This is a genomic window from Nocardia sp. CY41, from assembly GCF_009829325.1.
In the GTDB taxonomy this organism is placed as follows: domain Bacteria; phylum Actinomycetota; class Actinomycetes; order Mycobacteriales; family Mycobacteriaceae; genus Nocardia.
Genome location: NZ_VUOS01000006.1, coordinates 48,102 through 67,414, shown reverse-complemented (window position 1 = coordinate 67,414; position 19,313 = coordinate 48,102). Strand labels below are relative to the sequence as shown.

The window sequence follows — 19,313 nt, the reverse complement described above, 5'->3', positions numbered from 1 at the left end:
TCCGGCCGACCACCTCACCCGGCTGCGCGGTGTGGCCTGCGCCGTCGGGCCGGAATGGGTTCGACGGCGGTACTCACCGCCAGAGATCGCCGCAGGGCAATTCCGGCAGCTCGACGTGGACGTCGTCATCGATGGTGACGATCAACTCCGGATGACTGCGCGCCAGACCGGCGGCCACGCTCCTCGCCTGTTCCGCACAAGCGCGGTAGTCCAGGATCAAGGCGCCGGATTCGATATGGATATGCCGGATATGCTGCGGATTCGTCATGTCCGCCGCACTGTTCGGCGCGGCGGTATCGATGCGGCGTATCCCGCTCCGCCTACGGACATCGATCGCATCGCGGTCGAGCCATGCGGCGGACCGAGCGTCCGATGGCTCATTGGTCGACGAACTCCTCATCACTTCGGTCGAGACATGTGGCCCACGCTCGATCAGACCGACCGCGGCATCGGCCCTTACGGCGAGGTGTCACTCTTCTCGGTTATCTCAGGAAAAGAATAGCTAGTAATTTAATAGCTATCGGCCGTGCGCTCGAGCGCTTCGTCGCGCAGATTTTCCGACCTGCGGCTGCGGGCCTGCCGCCCGGGAACCGGTCGCGCAGACGCGCCGGAACCCCGTGAGGCAGCCGCACCGGATCAGCGAGGCGGGCGGTTCATGTCCCGGTTCATCGTCGGGATCTCGATGCTGATCGGCATCTCCAGTTCGGCCAGGTAGACCAGAGCCGCTTGCCGGAGGAACTCGTCGAACAACCAGTAGGCATCCGGCGCCAACGGCACCACCGGAAGCAGCCCTTCGCGCACGGCGATGAACGGCCCCCAGCTCACCCGCAGTAGCGGGTCCCAGACCGGCTCCCTGGCGATGGCCAGCCCGTCGGCGATCTTGTCGCCGAGCAGGAAGCGGGTGAACGCACCGAGCACCGGTTTGGTCAGGATGGCCAGATCGAGATTCGCGCCGAGGCGCAGCAGGCGGTCGGCGAGCTCGGCGCCCTCGGGGGTCGCCGCCAGGATCGGGTCGAGCACCTGAGCGGCTTGAGAGTTGGCCTCGGCCCACGAGTTCGGGATGTACTCGTCCCGGATGCCGAGCATGTGCGCGCACACCTGCCACGAGTGCAGGAACCCCTCGGACTCGGCGGCGGGGATCGGCACGTTCCACGCGGTCAGATGCTTCATGACGGTCGTGGGCAGGCTGTGCCAGGTGACCATCATGTCGTTCTGACTGATCGGGATGTCCTCCTCGGCCGAGTGCACCCAGTGCGGGGACTGCGGCAGCAGGTGGCGCACCGCGGCGTGCACCAACCGGGTCTTCAAGCAGGTGACGACCATCTCGCCGTCGGGACCATAGGCATTCGCGGTCCCGATGTCGTAGCCGAGTTTGGCGGTCTTGGAGATGCGGTCCTTCAGATCGTGACCGCCCTTGGAGTAGTAGACCGCGCGCGCCTCCTTGGGAATGACCGTGCTCATCATGCCGCTGGCCAGTCCGTACAGCACGCCGAGATACAGGCCGCGCTTCTTGTTGAACTCGACCGCGGTGGCCAGCTTGGCCCGATCCGCCCAGGGCGGCAGCTGACGGGCGTATTCCATGAAGTCGCGCAGTTCCGTCGGCAGCCCGGCAGGCAGCGGCTGGCCGTTCCTGGTCCAGGTGCGCAACAACTCGTTGACCCTCGGCACCTCCCCCCGGTCCACCAGCGAGGCGACCAACTGGTCCACCTCGGGATCCCACACGGTGAGCGGGTCGGCTCCTTCTCCCGTGCCCGCCACCGAACCCTGCGGTGACCACGTCCACGGCTCCGCGCGCGCCGGAGTCACCATGGCCAGAGCGCCGAACGCGCCCAGTACGCCCCCGGCCTTCAAGGCATTACGCCTGCTGAGTCGATCCATGTCTGCGCCACTCCTCATTGAGCGCGGGCGTCACCGTGATGATGCGACGTATGGTGCGACGCCCGCTCCTCGCCGTCGCAAGCGATAAGAACATTCATTAACTTAGCAAGGCGAATGCCGCGTTGTCTCTACTTTTCAGAACTTGTTCTCATCCACTCACGCTGCGGTGGAGTGTCCGCGTAGGCGATGCGATCACCGAGTATGATCAGCATATTCACAGCAGTCGGACACGCATTCCACAATCGTCCACTGCCCCGCAGTCAGCGGTGACGGCAGCGGCACCACCCGACCCAACGCTCGGCAATATCAATAACGAGTAGTCACATAGCGCTCGTAGCGAATACGCCGCGGCGATCGCCCCGGATCCGCGTGCGCAGGGAACGGCCCCTGGCAGCAGCGACTCCGGACATGAAACGGGCCGGGCGGTTGTACCGCCCGGCCCGTGTTGTCCGGTCGACGTCAGCGACCGGCGTGGCTGTGCTGGCCGCCACGCGCCTTGGCCTCGGTGGGCTGGGCTTCGGCGCCCTTACGCCCGGCCGCGCTCGGATCGGCGGAGTTGCGGTCGCCGAAGCTGCCGGTGCTGGCCTGGCCGCCGCGGCGCGCCTGCTCCTCGGTGTCGGAGCGGTTGCCGAACTGCCCGGGGTTGTTCTGGTCTGCCATCACTTGCTCCTTTCGGTAGCGGATGAAACCGACTGTGGCTCTGTGCGCCACGTCTTGGTGCTACCCGGCGCCCGGCGACCCAATCAGCCCCGGCGCATCTTCACACGATCGAAAAGAACTGCCCCGCAACGGCACACGTGAGTACCCGTCGTCGGCTGCCGAAACGCCCGCGGTGAGCACACCTCGTGGGTCACGAACGCGAGGCGTCGAGTTTGTCGATCGGGCAGCGCGCCGTCTTGCTCGGTGCGCAGCGGCTGAATCGACCCGGTCGAGTGGTATCCCACCGGGCGGGCGCACTGGGCCGGGGTCACCGGCGTCGACCGGACCGGGCGCTCCGTCACCGTCGAAGCCACCGGCTACCTCGCCCGCTGTCTTCAGCACGAGACCGACCACCTCGCCGGTCGTCTGTATCTGGAACGCCTCCTCGGCAGAAACAAGCGAGCCGCCCGTCGCATGATCAAAGACCGGCACTGGACTCACCCCGGCAACAGTTGACTTCCCGGCACGGATACCCCGTGATCCCAGGTCATAGCGGCGTCCAGGAAAACGAGTAGTCGGCTACTCACGATTGCGCAACCGATTCCGGCGAGCATTCGGTGGTGCGGAAGCGTCCCGCGGATGTCCGAGGTCGGCCCGACGCGACAAACGGTGACGAGAGATTCCGCAGGAATGCAGTCGCGGCACCATTCGCCGCCCGAGCAGAGAAGGTGGAAGAGTTGAAGAAGTACGAAGTTCGACCCGGCGACACCCTCTCCGGGATCGCGCATCGCGAGTACGGAGACAGCAGCCTGTTCCCGGCGATCGCGCGCCAGAACCACCTCGCCGACCCGGATTCGATCGATGTCGGACAGCAACTCTGGATCCCCTACATCACGCGGCGGCATCTCGTCACCACCACCGACTCCACCGCGACACGCAGGCAGATCACCCAGCGCTACTACGGCACCGAGGACACCGGCGTGCAGTTGATCTGGGAAGTCGTCAACGGTGTGGCACAACGGGAGATACAGCCCGGCGCCTGGTTGCACATTCCGGAACTGGGCGATGTCGGCCACCATACGGTCGTCGAAGGCGAGACCCTCGCGACTCTGGCGGAACGCTGGTACGGCGACGAGCATCTCGCTCTGGTGATCGAACTGGCGAACCACCTTTCGGGCGCCGAACCGGCACCGGGGCACATCCTTGTCGTGCCCGGCCTGAATCGCCGCCAAAGCGTCGCGGGCGATACGTTGCGATCGATGTGCCGCCGGGTATACGGCACCACCGATGCGGACACCCGCGTCGGGGTCGCCGCAGCGGCGAACCACATCGACAACCCCGACACGGTCTTCGCGGGCCAGGTGATCTACTTCCCGTCGTAGTTCCGCGATTACGTCACCGCGCGGTTGTCGCGGCGCCGGGCCCGGCGCCGCACCGACCAAGTCGACAGACCGGTGACGGCGAGGGCGAGCGGAGTCAGTCCGAGAGCGAGCCAGATCAGCCGCCACCAGCCGTTCACCAGCCAGCCGAAGTGGGCGGGCTCGAAGACCTTCGCGTAGAAGGTGTTCGCCAGCGGCCGGTCGTGGCTCGCGTCGACCACCTTGATGTCGGAGCCGTCGTAGGCGTTCACGTAGACCAGCACGTCGCCGCTGTAGAACAGGCGGTGCTCGCGCGGGGAATAGGCGCCGGCGACCGTGGCACGGTAGTACGGGGTGGTGTCCGTGGGCAGCACGAGGTAAGCGAGCCGGCCCGGGGCGGCTCGATGCGCGATCGCGCCCGCCTCGCCGAGGGAGACAGCGGCACGGTCCGCACCACCCGGCCTCGGCACGAAGGACTTCTCGGTGCGTTCGAGAACGGTGTTGCCGCCGGTCGCGACGAGCCAGGCGCGCTGCACGGCAGGCCATTCGATGGTGATGCCGGTGATGCCCCATACCAGCAGGAACGGCACGGCGATGATGCCGATCACGTTGTGCAGGTCGCGGTCCCGGGCGAAGCGGCCCTTTCGGAGCCGGACGCGGAACCCCTGGCGCAGCCGTTTGAGCGACGGCCACCAGATGACCGCACCGGATACCGCGAGCGAGACCAGCAGGAGGCCGATCGAGCCCACGATGACTGCCCCCCACTTGATGTGGATGACCGGCGCCTTGTTCTCCAGGACCGGGATCGCGCCGGAGTACCGCGCACAGCCGAAGGCGCAGTTGTGCAGATTGGCCAGCCAGCCCAAGAGTCCGTCGGTCAGATCCACCCGCTCGTTGATCCGCCCGGTGCCGGGGTCGACGGAGTAGGCGGCGGTGTAGCCGATGTTCCCGACCACGAGGACGCCGCCGTCCATGCCGACCCAGCCGACGTCGAAGTCGGGATCGGCGGCGCGAACCAGCGCGACGGCTTGCTCACCGTCGAGCACCGGCGGTCCGTCGGTGTGCCGATAGAACGAGGCGTGCTGAGCCCGGAACAGTTCGGCGTGGTAGAGCAGGATCGCGCCCGAGGTGCACTGGATCACCAGGACCAGCCCGAGCAGCAACGCCGACCAGCGGTGGATCACGATCAGCTTGCGGCGCACCGGTCTTCGGGCTCGCCTGCGCCCCCGGACGATCCGCTTGCCCGGCTCGGACACCACCACGGTCGCGTTCATAAGGTTAGGCTAACTTCAAAAGCGAGCCTTCCCAACGCAGGCAGGACGCATCACCCGGTCACCCGGCGGGCACGAGATCGACGCCGCACCTCGTCGGCGTCCGCCACGCGCAGGCCACCGAAAGCCTCTGTCGCCCTGGATGATCAGGCACAGCGGCAAACGCGTGCCGCCGCGGTGCGGTTGCGCACCAGCGGCGCCGACGCCGCGGTGCGTCGGTTGCTCGCCCGCTGGTCGTCGGAAACCGGAATGGACGTCGGGCGACGGGAATTCGCCGATGGCCTGCTGTATGTCGTCCGTTCGCTCGGGCGGGTAGCAGACACGTTCACGTCGATCGATCGATCGCGCTGAACGCGCGCATCCGCGACGCGCCCCTCGCCGTCAGTCGTGCAACGCGCGGTCCAGCAACGCCCAGGCCTGCCGGGCGGTCTCCTTCTTCGACTGCGCGTCGGTCTTCGACAGCACCGCCGCGAGCATCGCCAGCGCCAGGACCACGTCGGCGGTGGTGATGTCGGCACTGATCGTGCCGCGCTGAGCCGGATCCGCGAGCTTTTCCGCGATGAGGGTGATCAACCGTCGCGCCACCTCGAACAGGCGCATGTCGTCGGTATCGGTGGGATGGATCATCGCGATGAAGGCCGCCGAGGTGGTGATCTGATCGACCATGATCGCCAGCAGGTCGTCGACCGTGACCGCCGGATCGGCCGCCAGCGCCTCGATGCCGTCGATGTTCTCCTCGAACACTGCCAGCGCGATGCTCTCCCGGGTCGGGAAGTGCCGGTAGAGCACGCCCTGCCCGACTCCCGCGGCCCGCGCGATGGAGCTGAACGGCGCGTCGAAACCGCTGTCGGCGAAGACCTCTCGCGCCGCCTGAATCAAGGCCGCCCGGTTGCCGGCCGCCGCCTTCGGCCCCCTGTTCACACGGCGTGGCGAGGTCATTCGGGCAAGGTTACCGGACCGGCCGCACCGCGCCGAACGACCGGCAACGCGCGGAGGGGAGCCGCACCCATTGACGTCCGGCGTGACACGCGCACACCGACTCAGGTAACCGGACAACAGCGTCCGGCGCGACGAGGGGCCGGACCGGCTCGACTCCGTGGGTAGGGACTCCGTAGCGCCGCGCCGGAACCGCGCTCCTCCGACGCCGCCACCCCCTACCGGGTCGTTCGGATACACGACGCTGCCGCCACCACGTATGGCGAGCCAGGCCGACCTCGACGCACTCGCCGGCGCGCGCGGCGCGGAGGCGGCGACGCGGTTCCTGCGCCTGATGCAGCGCCACCATTACGGCGGCATCCAGATGGCGCAGGCCGCTGATCGCCTGTTGCACGGCGGCGTGGTCGAGCAGCCGCCCGCGACATGATCAGCACCCAAGGACAGGAAGCCGCGCTCATCGGCCTACCGGCCTGAACCACCGCCCCACGCTGACGTGCGAACGGTGACTACGACGAAACCGCTTGCTGCTCGGCTAGTCCGGCGAGGCGATCGAGCGAGGCCGCAAGCTTGTCCGCGGTGGTCGCGCGAGCGCGGACCTGGCGCTTCTCGTCGGTGAGCGATGTCCAGTCATAGGTGTGGGTGACCCGGGTTCGGCCCACGCCCACCGGCTCGAGCTCCCAGCGCCAGAGGTGACCGGGCGGCTCCTTCCCGGGCTCCGACGGGCGCCACGCGATGCGGCTGCCCTCGGCGAACTCCACGACGTGATTGTCGCGCACCGCTCCGTTGGTCAGCGTCGTGCTGAACACCGCGCCGGCCGCGCGCACCCGCTGCCCCGTCGCGGCCTCGGCCAGGTTGTCGTTGCCGTCCCAGCGCGGCTGCTCGGCGGGATCGGCGATGAGCTCGAAGATTTCCGCCGGGCCCGCGTTGATCTCGCGGCTGGCGCTGACGATACGGGGAACCTCGTTCTGGTCGGTCACATGCCGATCGAAGCATCGGGTCGAGAGCCGGGCAAGCCTTCTGCTCGAGACCGGTGGAAATCCCGCGCGCCGATCCGGGCGGAATGGTCCCGGACACGACGGCGGGCAGGTGCGGTATGACTGATCCGACATCCGACCGACGAAGGGACGCGCTCATGGGCGAGCGAGTTGCAGTAGTGTCCGGCGCCGCACGAGGGATCGGTGCGGCGATCGCCAAGCGCTTGGCGGCGGACGGGCTTCGTGTCGGCGTGCTCGACCTCGACGCGGCAGCCTGCGCCGATACGGTCCGCGCGATCACCGAGGCGGGCGGACAGGCCCTCGCACTCGGCGCCGACGTGTCGGACGAGGATTCGGTCGCCGCCGCCGTCGAGCAGCTGGAGAACGAGCTGGGCGCGCCGACCGTCGTGGTGAACAACGCGGGCATCCTGCGCGACAACCTGCTGTTCAAGATGAGCGTCGCGGATTGGGACGCGGTGCTGGGCGTGCACCTGCGTGGCGCCTTCCTGCTCACCCGCGCGGTGCAGAAGTACATGGTCGAGCAGAAATGGGGGCGGATCGTGAACATGTCCAGCACCTCGGCGCTCGGCAATCGCGGCCAGGCCAACTACTCGGCGGCGAAGGCCGGCCTGCAGGGCTTCACCAAGACCCTGGCCTTCGAGCTGGGCAAGTTCGGCGTGACGGCCAATGCCATCGCGCCCGGGTTCATCGTCACCGACATGACCGCCGCCACCGCCGAGCGCGTCGGCGTCTCGTTCGAGGACTTCCAGAAGGCCGCCGCCGCACAGATTCCCGTGCAGCGCGTGGGAACACCGGACGACATCGCGCACACCGCCTCGTTCCTCGTCAGCGAGGGCGCCGGTTTCGTATCGGGCCAGGTGATCTACGTGGCGGGCGGTCCGACCGACTGACGACCCCGCCCCCGCCCGCCGGGTGCGGGTGGGCGGGGGCGGTAACGTCGCAGCACATGAACCGGCTTGGGGCTCGTCGTAGCGTGACGAGTTATGTTCTGCTGCTGCCGAGCCTGTTCGGCGTCGGCGCGTTCCTGATAGCGCCGATCCTGGTGGTGGCCTGGCTCAGTCTGCACAGCTGGAACCTGTTGGGGCCGCTGGATTTCGTGGGCCTGCGCAACTGGCGGTCGGTGCTGACCGACGCCGCCTTCGGCCATGCCCTGCTGGTGACGCTCGCGCTGACCGCGATCGTGGTGCCCGCGCAGACCGTGCTGGGTTTCGCGGTCGCGGCGTTGCTGGCGCGACGGCGCGGCGCGACGAGCCTGCGCGTCATGTACACGCTGCCGTGGATGTGCGCGCCGGTGGCGGTGGGTGTGGTGTGGCAGTGGATGCTCGCGCCCACCGGCGGCGCCGTCAATGCCGTACTCGGCCGGCGCGTCGAGTGGTTGTCGGATCCGGCGCTGGCATTGCCGTCGGTGGCCGCGGTGAGCGTGTGGGCGAACTTCGGATACGTGGCGTTGTTCTTCGTGGCCGGAATCCGCGCGATACCGAGCGAGATACTCGACGCGGGAGCGCTGGACGGGGCCACCGGATGGCGGCGGATCCGCTGGCTGATCCTGCCGCTGCTGCGTCCCACCATGTTCTTCGTCCTGGTCACCGGCGTGCTGAGCGCGTTCCAGACCTTCGACACGGTGTACGCGCTGACCAAGGGCGGGCCGGGCGATCGCACGGACGTCCTCGCGATGCGGATCTTCACCGAAGCATTCGACGCGGCGCGTCCGGGCCGCGCCGCGGTCATGGCGCTGGTGGTGTTCGCGGTGATGTTCGCGATCACCATGGCGCAGCACCGCTACTTCCGGAATCGGACCACCTATGAATTCTGATCGCCTTCGTTCGGCGGCGGCCTATGCGGTGCTCTCCGCCGGCGCGCTGCTGACCGTCGCTCCCCTGCTGCTCAGCGCCCTCACGGCGGTCAAGACGCCCGAGCAGTTCGCCACCGGATCACCGCTGACCCTTCCGCATCCGGTCACCGCGGAGAACTTCCGGACGGTGCTGGACTACGGATTCGGTCGGGCGGTGCTGGTGACCGCCCTGATGACGGCGTTCGTCACCGGGGGCCAGCTGATCACCTCGGTGCTGGCGGCGTACGCGTTCGCGCGCACCGAATTCCCGGGCCGCGACGCGTTGTTCTGGATGTACTTGGCCACCATGATGGTGCCGCCGATGGTGACGCTCATCCCCCTCTATCTGATGTTCGCGCAACTGGAGCTGCTGAACACGTTCTGGGCGCTGGTGCTGCCGTTCGTATTCGGCTCGCCCTACGCGATCTTCCTGCTGCGTCAGTATTTCCGGGCGATCCCGCAGGAGCTGATCGGGGCGGCGCGGCTCGACGGCGCGAACACCCTCGACATCATCGTGCACGTGATGGTGCCGATGAGCAGGCCGGTGCTGGCGACCTTGACGCTGATCACGATCGTCTCGCAGTGGAACAACTTCATGTGGCCGCTGGTCGCGAGCAGCGGTCGCTCGTGGCAGGTGCTCACCGTGGCGACGGCGAACCTGCAGACCCGGTACAACGCGCAGTGGACGCTGGTGATGGCGGCCACGACGCTGGCCATCGCGCCGCTGGTGGTGCTGTTCGTGATCTTCCAGCGGCAGGTGCTGCGCTCGATCGCGTGGACGGGAGTGAAATGAGGACTTCGACCCGCGTGGTGGTCGCCCTCGCGCTCGCCGCGGTGCTGCTGGTCGCGGCCGTCTTGTGGCTCGGCCGCGACGGCGACGGATCCGGCCGCACCGTGCTCGGGCTGCGGATCTGGGACGAGAGCCTCGTCCCCGCCTATCGTGCCTCGCTCGCGGAGTTCGAACGGGCGAATCCGGACATCGAAGTGCGGATCACGGTGGTGCCGTGGGCGTCGTATCAGCAAAAGCTGCGGCTGGACGTCGCCGGGGGCACTGCCGACGACCTGTTCTGGACCAACCTGTACGAGGACTACGCCGACGCCGGACGCTTGATCGACATCGGGGCGGCACTCGGTCCCGAGGCCGTGACAGCCTGGGACCCGTCGGCGGTGACGCAGTACACACGCGACGGAAAGTTGTGGGCCGTACCGCAATTCGTCGATGCCGGAACAGCGGTCTACTACAACCGCGACTTGCTCGCGGCCGCGCACGTGGATCCGGCGGAACTGAACGCACTGCGCTGGAATCCGGACGGCGACGACACCCTACGGCCGCTGCTGCGCCGGCTGGCGGCCGTCGCCCCGTACGCCTACAACGGGGGGCGCGACTTCCAGTCCGTCGAACTGCCCTATCTGGGCTCGGCGGGAGCACGCTTCCAGGACGATCGCGATCACTTCGTCTTCGACAGCCCGCAGGGCGTGGCGGCGTCCGACTATCTGGTGCGGTTGATCGCCGACGGACTCACGCCCTCGCCCGCCGACACCAATACCAATCCCGACTTCGCGAAGAACGCGTTCCTGCAAGGAAAACTGGCGCTGTTCCAGTCCGGAACGTTCACTCTCGCCCAGATCTCCGAGCAGGCTCGCTTCGCCTGGGGCGTCGCGTTGCTGCCCGCGGGCCCGGCCGGACGGGTGAGCACGAACAACGCGATCGGCGTCGCCGGTAACGCGGCCACCCGGCATCCGGACGCGGTACGCCGGGTACTGGCCTGGCTCGGCAGCGGCGCGGGAAATCGCTTTCTGGCCGAAGGCGGCGCCACCATCCCGGCAGTCGTCTCCGAACAGCAGCGCTATCGCGACTACTGGGCCGATAAGGGGGTCGATGTCGCCCCCTTCTTCGACGTGCTGCGCGGCCCGCGCATTTCCTCCGGTGGCGGGCCGGGTTTCCCGGCCGCATTGCGCGCCGTCGACCCGATCCTCGCCGAAATGTATCTGGGCCGGATTCCGGTGCGGGAGGCGCTGCCACGTGCCCGCGCCGCAGCCGAGGAGGCCGTCGCGCAGAACTGAGCGAGCGCCGTGAGCGCGCCGGCGGATCACGTCGCGGCGACCTGGCCGCGATCCGCCGTGCGCGCCAACGCTTTCCGGTCGTAGAAGGCCGTCACCGCCGCACCGGAGCACAACCCGATGACCAGCCCCAGCAGCGCGAGCATCCGGGATCGCGGTGCGGAGTTTCGCCGGGCGGCCGCAGGCCCGCCCGATGGCGTGCGGCGACGGCCGCTCACGCGTCGACCGCCGCGGCCGGCCGGGGCAACTGCCGCAGCGGGTTGATCCGTTCGACCTCCATCCGCTGATCGGCGTCGAAGACGCCGCTGAGCCCGGGAGCCGGATCGTGGGTGCCCGATTGGGGCAGGGTGAGCGCGCTGAACGGCCAGTCCGAACCGAAGACGACGTGGTCGCGGGAGCTGACCGCGAGCACGCCCGCCATCGCCGCGGCCGATCCGCTGAGCGCGGTGTCGTAGTAGAAGTTCGCGATCTGGCGTTGCGTGTCGAGGATCGACGGCCGGGGCAGGTCCGCAGGCCACAGTTCGCCGATCACCGTTTGCGCGGCCACGCTGACGCGGTGGGACAGGAACGGCAGCGTCCCACCCGCGTGCGCCAGCTGGAACCGGATGTTCGGGTAGCGCTGCGTCATGCCGGTGACCATCATAGGAACAGTCCCGCCGCGTAGGTGTTGCAGTAACGGGCCAGGAACGATATTAGATGAAATCATCAACTACGACGAAATAGTCGTCAATTCCGAGTGAGGAAATCTTCAGGACCGTGAAGGAATCAGATATCGCCCGCGCGTCAGGCGCAAACCGCAGCCCCGCCCCGCGCTATCGGGACTCAGGAGCACGTGAAGTGGGTCGCGCGGCGGCCGGACAATCGCGCGGCACCGGAAAAGGTGTGGCGGTTCAGTTGTCGTAGGAGGCGACACCGACCGGTCCGACGCCGACGCACAGGTTCAAGTCCGGTGTGGTGGCGGCGATCCGGAGTGCGGACCCGCTGCCTATGAGGCGAACGAACACGGTGTTCGGGCCTTTCCGGACCGGCGCCGTGACCGCTTCGCCGTGTTCCAGCGCCACGGCGATCCGGCCGTCGCGGCCGGCGAGGTAGTTGAGTTGCGCCGTCCATTTGTTCTCGAGCATCGGGCCGTCGAGCGGCAGGCGCGCCGGGGCGGAGCCGTGGATGCGGTGCCCGCAGCCGGGCTCCGGTCCGGGCAGGATGATCCGGTTCCACCAGACCGCCGCGTCGACGATCGCGCCGCTGTCGGTGATCATCCGCAGGTGCGGTGTCGAGTCCGCGAACGTGCCGGGGGCGGCCACGGGCGCCAGCACGTTCTTGGTCAGATTCTGCGGATAGGCCAGAGGATTCAGCACATTCCACGGCACTTCCTGCTCGAGCAGGGGCGCGCCGTCCCACGCGTTCAAGCCCGATTTCACGGTGGTGATGTAGGACTCGGTCGGGCCGGCGCGCCACGATCGCACGAACGTGCAGGTGGACCAGAGACTGCTGACGACGAACACCACCGTCACCGTGGCCGTCGCGGGCCGGCCCGCGACCGTCGGTCCCCGGGACGGCCGGGGACGGGCTCGCAGCACGAGCGCCCCCGCGGCCGCCAGTACCACCGCTGTGTCGGCGAAATAGCGCAGCGACTGCATCAGCTCCCCCGCGGTGTTCGGTCCGCCGCGGGCCAGCGCCACGGCCAGCTGCGCGATCAGAACATAGGCCGCGGCCGTCAGCCAGACCGCAGCTATCCGCTGCCGGGCGCGCATTGTCGCCAGCACGACCGCGATCAGCGCCGGCCAGGCCGCTACCACCGCCCACCCCGGCGGATCCGCCCACGGCGTGGACGGTAGCCACCGCTCCCACACCCACGGCCCGCCGAACAGGGCAGGCGCGATTCCCAGCGATGCGGCGCCGGGCAGCAGGTCACGCAACTCGTCCCACCGGTCGGGCAAGCCGGGGCCGTCGACCACCACGAGATAGGCGATCGACCAGCAGGCCAGGACCACGCCCGACCCGGCCCACAGCGCCGCGCCCCGCCGCGCCACCACGCGAATCGGGGCCGCGCCGCCGTCGACATGGCGGGCCAGCGCCGTGACGGCGAACGCGACGAACGGCACGACCGCGGACTTCTCGAAGAAGAGCAGCGCCACCGCCGACACCGCGATCCCGGACAGCGCGTACCGGCGCCGCCCGGTCCGGACCAGCAGCACCGCGTCGCCGATCACCCAGGCGAGGGCGAACTGCAGCGGCAATGCGTTCAGCGCGGCGGCCCACCAGGCGAAAGCCGGGATCGTCAGAGGGCAGAACAGGTAGAAGACCAGCGGAAACAAGAGGGGCCAGCGCGGGCCGGCGAGGAGCAGCAGCATGCGCACCACGGCGACCGACGCCGCCAGTTGCAGGAGCAGCAGCACCACCACCGGGCCCGCCCAGACCAGTGGCGCCACCGCGTTCACCGCCCAGGCGGTCGCGAAGGCCAGCGGCATGAAGTGGCCGTCGTGGTCGTACAACAGCAGGTCCGTCGACCACAGACCGAATCGGGCCGCGCGGCCTACCAGGATGAAATCGTCCCAATAGAAGTAGCCGCTGTCGGCCACCCACCAGCGGATCGCCAGCTGCAGCACGAGCAGGCAACCGGCCGCCACGACCACCGGCTGTGCGTTCGAGATCCGCCGGAGCCGGCCCCTCGTCGCCGCGGATCGAGGGACGCGTGCGGGCTCCGGCACGGCGAGCACAGCAGTGTCCATGTCATCCCACCGTAGCGGTGGTCCGGTCGGGGATCCTTCCCTTCGCGCTACGGAGAGGTCACGCTCGGTCTCGCCGATACGGCAGGTCGCTCGACGACAGGGTCTCCTCGACGTCCAGTGATGTGTCCGCCGGCAACGCCTCGATCAGCGCGGCGCTGCCCGCGATACCGGTCAGCCGCCGCAGCGCCTCGACGCCGAGGTCGCCCTCGAAATCCAGCAAAATGCCGGGATCGAACGGATCGTCGCCGGGTTCGACCGGGTGGAACAGCCGGGCATATCGCGCGAACCCGCTGGGTCCGATCGAACACAGTGCCTCCATGAATCACCGCCCTCGGTGAACCACTCGGCCTTGGGGACGTCCGGCTCGTGTTGCAGCGGGTTTCTGGCGATGAGCCTGCAACGCAACCGGTTTCCCGCCGCCGTGACGACGGCCGCGGACAAGACATGCCTCCCGTTTTCGGTCGGGAATCGCGGCGGCCCGCTAGGTGAGAGTGTCCACGACGTACGCGGCGGCCTCGGCGAGCAGGCCTTGATCGTACGAGGCGTCCCGGGCGGCCTTGCTGGACATGACGGCGACGACGAGTGGCGGGGAAGCCAGGGGCCACACGATCGCGATGTCGTTGAGCGTGCCGTAGTCACCGGTCCCGGTCTTGTCGGCCACCGTCCAGCCCTGCGGTGTGCCGGCCCGGATCCGCTGGGCTCCGGCCGGGGTCGCGTTGCGTTCCATCAGGTCGCGCAGGAAGTCGCGTTTGTCCGGTGGCAGCGCGTCGCCCACCACGATGCGGTGGTACAGCTCGCCGAAGGCTCTCGGCGAAGTCGTGTCGCGCGGATCGCCCGGGGTGGCTTCGGTGATCGCGGGCTCGATCCGGTCCATCCGGGTGACCGTGTCGCCCAGACTCCGCGCGTACGCCGTCAATTCGGCGGGGCCACCGAGATCGCGGAGCAGGAGGTTGCCCGCGGTGCCGTCGCTGTAGCGGATCGCGGCGTCGCACAGTTGCCGGATCGTCATACCCGTATCCAGGTGACGCGGCGTGACGGAGGCGTTCTTCAGCAGGTCGTCCCTGGTATAGGTGACGACGGTATCCAAGTGCGACAGCGGATTGCGCTGCAATACCGCCGCCGCGGCCAGGCCCTTGAATGTCGAGCAGAACGCGAATCGTTCGTCCGCGCGGTGGGCGATGGTGGCGCCCGTCCCGGTGGCGCGGGCGTAGACGCCCAGGCGGGCGTCGAACTTTCCTTCCAGCTCGATCAATCGATCGTGGCGCTCCGCCGCCTGCACTGTGGGAGCGGAGGAGGACGACGACTCTTCCGTAGCGCACCCGGCCAGCGGTATGAATGCCGCCGCGGTCAGCAGCACACGACGACCGAATGTAGACGGCGGCGATGTCATACGCGTCCTTTCAGGTGAACACCCAGCAGGCCATGGCGATTATCCTGCGTCCCCACCCACGAGAGCCCGGGGTCAGTGCCCGACCACGCCGCTCACTTCGTTCGGTGTGTTCGGCAGCGTGACGCTCGCCGTCTTCGCCCCGGTGGCCAGGTCGACGCGGTGGATCTGCTTCGCGGCGGGATCCGAGACGTAGGCGGTGCCGCCGCGGACGAACAGCGCGGGACGCGGCTTCTGCCATTCCAGCGGCTCTTGCCAGGGGCCCGTGACCGGAATGGTGCGCACGACGGCGCCCGCGACGGGATCGATCACGTGGATGCGGCCGTCGGTGCCCAGGACCAGCGCTTCGCCGTGCGGGCCGCGAGCCAGCGAACGGAAGGTGTAGCTGGTACCCAGATCGACCAGGCGCAATGCCCCGGTGACCGTGTCGATCAGCGAGACGCGTTGCGGACGTTCGAGTTCGGCGTCTTTGTCCTGCTTGTAGTCACCGAGGACGACGGGCGAGGCTTCGCTGCCCGCCTGGTTGCCGATCCGGCCGTACTCGGTCGGGCTGGTCACCTTGCCGATGACGCCGTTGCGGTAGATCAGCACGCCGTTCTCGCAGCCGATCACCACGGCCTCGCCCGCGGCCGTCGCCTCCCCGTGCACGCCGGGGCAGTCCTCGTTGCGCGCCTTCTCGGCGCGGTTCTTGTCGAGCACCACGATCCCGGTCCGCTTCTCCTCGGCGCCGAGCGTGAGGACGAGGTCGCCGCCGGCGAGTTCGATCGCGACGCCGTGGTGCGCAGCGGCGGCGCGGTAGGTGGCGGTCCGCGGCCGCCCGTCGGCGAGATCGGCGGAGTCGAACGCGACGACTTCGCCGGTGCCGTCACTGAACAGCACCGTTCGCCCGGCATGCCGGACCACGTGCCCGGGGTGGGGTCCGGGGAAGTCGGTGCCGGTGAATTCGGCTGTGGCGGCGTCGAAGACGCGGAAGCCCTCTTTGGTCGAGACGATGAGGTGACGGTCGTCGCCCGCGGGGTTGAGCCGGTTGAAGCCGTCGAGCTCGACCGTGGCCGCGAGTGCGAGACTGTTTCCGTCCAGTACGTGGATTCCGCCGTCGTAGGTGATCGCGACGGGATCGGCGATCGGTGCGCGCCGGTCTTCCGGTTCCGGGGAAGCGTCGGCGCCGCAACCGGCGAGCACGACGGTCAGCAAGCCGATCAGAGCGGACGATGTCGTGGTTCGTGACCGAACGGGCATGGGTGACTCCGTCTTTCGTTGGTGGTTGGGGCTATGGGGCAGTGAGGCCGCGCACGATCGCCTCGGTGTTGGCCCGCATCATTTCCAGGTAGGTGCCCGCACCTCCGCCCGGTTCGGTGAGGGATTCGGAGTACAGGGAGACGACCTGCACGCGCACACCGGCTTGCTCGGCCAGCACGCGGGCCAAGCGGTCCGGTTGCGAGGAGTCGGCGAAGATCGCGCTCACCCCGGCGGCCCGGATGGTCCCGGCGAGGGCGGAGAGATCCGACGGGCTCGGTGACGCGAGCGTGGTCCCGCCCGGGACCACGGCGCCGACCACCTCGAAGCCGAATCGCCGTGCCAAGTAGCCGAAGACGTGGTGGTTGGTGACCAGCTTTCGCCGCTCGGCGGGGATGGTGGCGAACCGCTCGATCATCCAGCGCTCGAGCCGGTCGAGTTCGGCCAGGTAGCGATCGGCTCCGGCGCGGACGGCCGCGGCATCCACGCCGGGGACCCGGTCGACGATCCCGTCCCGGATGACCTCCACCGCCCGGCGCACGCGACGCGGATCGGTCCAGAAGTGCGGATCCGGCCTCCCGTCCGCATCCTCCGCCGTATAGCTGATCGGGTCGATCGCCGCGCCGACGGATACGCTCGCCACCCCGGCCTGCTCGGCCGCCTCGACATTGCGCAGCACGCTCTCCTCGAGGCCGAGCCCGTTGTAGACGATCAGGCTCGCGCGTTCGAGCTCGGCCGCCTGCTGCGCGGAGACGGCGAAGAAGTGCGGGTCCGCGTTCGCCGGCATGAGCACCGTGACCTCCACCGCGTCGCCCGCGACGGCGTGGGTGAGGTCGCCGAGGATGTTGGTGGTGACGACGACGCGGTCGCGGTGCGCGCCGGCGATCGAGCATCCGGTCAGCGCGAGCAGCGCGACGACGACCGGCGCCAACCATCGGGCAGCGGGTCTCATCGGCCGGTCTCCGCGATCGATGTGGGCGCGATGTCGAGGCGGAACGTGCGCGCCGTGCGCAGGTTGTCGGTGTAGTCGATCTCGTGGATCGCCCGCGCCGCTGGATCGTTGAGGTAGGCGCGGTGTTCGTCGACCAGGATCCGCGGCGGGGACGTGCCCTCGGGCACCGGCGCGATGAGCGGGCGTGCCGGGGCGGACGCGCGGCCGGACGCGACGTCGTAGCCGTGTAGGAAGCCGTCCGCGGTGAGGGTCAGCAGAGCGGCGCCCTCTCCCGCCGTGTTCGCCGCGACCACCGGGCCGGTCGGCACGATGGTCCAGGTCCTGCTCCTGACGTCGAGCACCCACACGCCACGTCGTCCGGCCGCGGCCACCAGCGTCGCGCTGCCGGGGCGATGGAAGAACTCGACCGCGCGCTCGCCTTCCGCGGTGCCCTGTGGGTAGGGGATCTTCTCGCCGGTGAACACCGCGTTCCGCATCGTCACCAGCAAAGCACCGTCGGCGCAGCCGAAGACGACGCCTCGCCTGGTCACCGCCGAGCCACGCGTATGCGGGCACGGCTGCGCGAGCACCTCGGCGGGCGCGCCGTCGCGGGTGCGGACCTCGATCCGCCCATCGGATGGCACGGCCACGAGCAGACGCTCGGCGTACGGCACGGCGGCTCCGTCCGCGATCACACCACGCTCCGTCCGCGACCCCGCGCCGAGCGCGGACCGGTCCAGCAGTGTGGTGCCACCTGTTTCGAAAACCACTGCGGTGACCGCGCTGTCGGCATGCACGGCGGATATCGGGCCGCCGGTGACCTCGCCCAGATCCCGGGCGGATGCGCGGTAGTAGTGCACGTGGTCGCCGTGGTCGACCGTCCACGCGCCCGCGTCCACGATCCGCACCCCGTCGCGGGCGGACAGGAACGCGAAGCGCCCGTCGGCGGTCACCCGGTCGACGCCTGCCATCCGGCCGAGATCCTGGACGTCCTCGGTGACGAGGTCGATCACCCGCACGGCGCCGGTCGCGGTGTCGGCGGCGACGAGACGCGGCTGCGCCTCGTCGGTCTCCTCCGCGCCCGCCACGTATCCGTGGGGGGCGGGCTCGGCGGGCGCGGATTCCTCTGTTCCGCAACCGATCAGGGGCGTGATCGCGGCGAGCACCAGTGCGAGCGCCAGTGGTTTCGGGGTCACCCGCGAGGAGCGGATCCGGTCACGGAGCCAGGACGACAGCGCCGAGACGAAGAACAAGGCGACCGCGGTCGCCGCGATGGTCGCCCCCGCGGCGGTACGCGCGTGCCACGAGATCAACAGCCCGGCGAAGGTGGCCAGCGCGCCGAGCGCCGCCGCGGTGAGCATGATCAGCGGGATGCGGTGCACCCAGTAGACGGCCGCCGCGGGCGGGGCGATGAGCAGGCCGAAGACCAGCAGTGTGCCGACGATGTGGAACGACGCGACGATCGCCAGGGTCACCAGAGCGATCAGCGCCACGTTCGCCACTCGGGGCCGCAAGCCGAGGGTGTGCGCCGTGCGCGGATCGAAGGTGAGCGCGACGAACGCTCGGTAGCCCAGCAGCGAGATCGCCGCCGCGAGCACCGAAGCCGCCGCCAGGTACCACAGGTCCCGCTCGCCGACGGCGAGGACGTCACCGAAGAGGAAGCCGGTCAGGTCGACCGCGAATGAGGGCGATCGCGACACGATGATCACGCCTGCCGACAACATCCCGACGAACAACAGTCCGATACCGGTGTCCGCGGCGAACCTGGTGCCGCGGCCGAGCACCGAGACTCCGGCCGCCATGGCCGCGGCGCTGAAGGCCGCGCCCAGCAACAGGTTTCCGCCGAGCAACGCGGCGATCGCGACTCCGGGCAGCATGCCGTGCGCCATCGCGTCGCTCAGAAACGCCATGCCGCGCATCACCACCCAGGTGCCCGCCAGCGCGCACAGGCACGAGACGAGTAATCCGCCCCACAACGCCCGCTGCACGAACGAGACCTCGAACGGGGCCAACCACTCCATGAGCCAGCACTCTACAATGATAACGGTTTTCATTTCAATG

20 protein-coding genes are annotated in these 19,313 nt (G+C 69.0%); 7 read left to right on the top strand and 13 right to left on the bottom strand.

What is annotated here, in order from left to right; genetic code table 11:
* Positions 1-73: 73 nt before the first annotated feature.
* The 3 genes from GVY64_RS07000 to GVY64_RS06990 form a co-directional block, all read right to left on the bottom strand.
* Complete coding sequence (locus tag GVY64_RS07000; RefSeq protein ID WP_063023499.1) at positions 74-268, bottom strand: hypothetical protein; 195 nt, start codon at positions 266-268, stop codon at positions 74-76.
* Between the two features lie 368 nt (positions 269-636).
* Entirely contained in the window at positions 637-1,878 is a 1,242-nt protein-coding gene (locus GVY64_RS06995; protein WP_159839764.1) for an oxygenase MpaB family protein, read from the bottom strand.
* A gap of 459 nt (positions 1,879-2,337) precedes the next feature.
* Entirely contained in the window at positions 2,338-2,538 is a 201-nt protein-coding gene (locus GVY64_RS06990) for a hypothetical protein (RefSeq protein WP_159839763.1), read from the bottom strand.
* A 258-nt stretch (positions 2,539-2,796) separates the two neighbouring features.
* On the opposite strand from GVY64_RS06990, the gene GVY64_RS06985 reads away from it, so the two are divergent.
* Both GVY64_RS06985 and GVY64_RS06980 read left to right on the top strand, forming a co-directional pair.
* A complete protein-coding gene (locus GVY64_RS06985) occupies positions 2,797-3,033 on the top strand; it encodes a peptide deformylase (protein ID WP_159840054.1) in 237 nt (78 codons plus the stop codon).
* 221 nt (positions 3,034-3,254) lie between these two features.
* Entirely contained in the window at positions 3,255-3,899 is a 645-nt protein-coding gene (locus tag GVY64_RS06980) for a LysM peptidoglycan-binding domain-containing protein (protein WP_159839762.1), read from the top strand.
* An 8-nt stretch (positions 3,900-3,907) separates the two neighbouring features.
* On the opposite strand, the gene GVY64_RS06975 is transcribed toward GVY64_RS06980, so the two are convergent.
* Together GVY64_RS06975 and GVY64_RS06970 are read right to left on the bottom strand one after the other, a co-directional pair.
* Positions 3,908-5,149, bottom strand: a complete 1,242-nt coding sequence (locus tag GVY64_RS06975) for a PepSY-associated TM helix domain-containing protein (RefSeq protein ID WP_159839761.1) — start codon at positions 5,147-5,149, stop codon at positions 3,908-3,910.
* 378 nt (positions 5,150-5,527) lie between these two features.
* Positions 5,528-6,085 carry a TetR/AcrR family transcriptional regulator gene (locus GVY64_RS06970; RefSeq protein WP_159839760.1) on the bottom strand — a complete coding sequence of 186 codons (558 nt, stop codon included), beginning with the start codon at positions 6,083-6,085 and terminating at the stop codon, positions 5,528-5,530.
* A gap of 256 nt (positions 6,086-6,341) precedes the next feature.
* Here GVY64_RS06970 and GVY64_RS06965 point away from each other — a divergent pair, with 256 nt between their 5' ends.
* On the top strand, positions 6,342-6,509 hold the full coding sequence (locus GVY64_RS06965; protein ID WP_236566670.1) for a DUF305 domain-containing protein: 168 nt from the start codon (positions 6,342-6,344) through the stop codon (positions 6,507-6,509).
* Positions 6,510-6,588: 79 nt separating this feature from the next.
* Here GVY64_RS06965 and GVY64_RS06960 read toward each other — a convergent pair whose 3' ends face one another.
* Positions 6,589-7,059 carry an SRPBCC family protein gene (locus tag GVY64_RS06960; RefSeq protein ID WP_159839759.1) on the bottom strand — a complete coding sequence of 157 codons (471 nt, stop codon included), beginning with the start codon at positions 7,057-7,059 and terminating at the stop codon, positions 6,589-6,591.
* A 155-nt stretch (positions 7,060-7,214) separates the two neighbouring features.
* Here GVY64_RS06960 and fabG point away from each other — a divergent pair, with 155 nt between their 5' ends.
* Genes fabG through GVY64_RS06940 form a run of 4 tightly spaced genes read left to right on the top strand, consistent with a single transcriptional unit; the run spans position 7,215 to position 10,972 of the window.
* Positions 7,215-7,967: a 3-oxoacyl-ACP reductase FabG gene (gene fabG, locus GVY64_RS06955; protein WP_159839758.1), complete on the top strand. Its 753-nt coding sequence runs from the start codon at positions 7,215-7,217 to the stop codon at positions 7,965-7,967.
* Between the two features lie 56 nt (positions 7,968-8,023).
* Positions 8,024-8,890 (top strand): carbohydrate ABC transporter permease, encoded by an 867-nt coding sequence (locus tag GVY64_RS06950; protein WP_159839757.1) that lies wholly within the window; start codon positions 8,024-8,026, stop codon positions 8,888-8,890.
* On the top strand, positions 8,880-9,701 hold the full coding sequence (locus tag GVY64_RS06945) for a carbohydrate ABC transporter permease (protein WP_159839756.1): 822 nt from the start codon (positions 8,880-8,882) through the stop codon (positions 9,699-9,701). Before GVY64_RS06950 ends, GVY64_RS06945 begins: the two co-directional genes overlap by 11 nt.
* Positions 9,698-10,972 (top strand): ABC transporter substrate-binding protein, encoded by a 1,275-nt coding sequence (locus GVY64_RS06940; protein ID WP_159839755.1) that lies wholly within the window; start codon positions 9,698-9,700, stop codon positions 10,970-10,972. Before GVY64_RS06945 ends, GVY64_RS06940 begins: the two co-directional genes overlap by 4 nt.
* A gap of 211 nt (positions 10,973-11,183) precedes the next feature.
* Here GVY64_RS06940 and GVY64_RS06935 read toward each other — a convergent pair whose 3' ends face one another.
* From GVY64_RS06935 to aztB, 7 genes are all read right to left on the bottom strand, one after another.
* Entirely contained in the window at positions 11,184-11,609 is a 426-nt protein-coding gene (locus GVY64_RS06935) for an amidohydrolase family protein (protein WP_268895604.1), read from the bottom strand.
* Positions 11,610-11,859: 250 nt separating this feature from the next.
* Positions 11,860-13,698, bottom strand: a complete 1,839-nt coding sequence (locus GVY64_RS06930) for a hypothetical protein (protein ID WP_236566668.1) — start codon at positions 13,696-13,698, stop codon at positions 11,860-11,862.
* A gap of 58 nt (positions 13,699-13,756) precedes the next feature.
* Positions 13,757-14,017, bottom strand: coding sequence for a hypothetical protein (locus tag GVY64_RS06925; RefSeq protein WP_159839753.1), 261 nt, complete (start codon positions 14,015-14,017; stop codon positions 13,757-13,759).
* Positions 14,018-14,179: 162 nt separating this feature from the next.
* A complete protein-coding gene (gene bla, locus GVY64_RS06920) occupies positions 14,180-15,088 on the bottom strand; it encodes a class A beta-lactamase (RefSeq protein ID WP_159839752.1) in 909 nt (302 codons plus the stop codon).
* Positions 15,089-15,160: 72 nt separating this feature from the next.
* Entirely contained in the window at positions 15,161-16,324 is a 1,164-nt protein-coding gene (aztD, locus tag GVY64_RS06915; RefSeq protein ID WP_159839751.1) for a zinc metallochaperone AztD, read from the bottom strand.
* A 31-nt stretch (positions 16,325-16,355) separates the two neighbouring features.
* Positions 16,356-17,273, bottom strand: a complete 918-nt coding sequence (gene aztC / locus GVY64_RS06910) for a zinc ABC transporter substrate-binding protein AztC (RefSeq protein ID WP_159839750.1) — start codon at positions 17,271-17,273, stop codon at positions 16,356-16,358.
* A complete protein-coding gene (gene aztB / locus GVY64_RS06905; RefSeq protein ID WP_159839749.1) occupies positions 17,270-19,273 on the bottom strand; it encodes a zinc ABC transporter permease AztB in 2,004 nt (667 codons plus the stop codon). The genes aztC and aztB overlap by 4 nt, the downstream gene beginning before the upstream one ends.
* Positions 19,274-19,313: the final 40 nt, after the last annotated feature.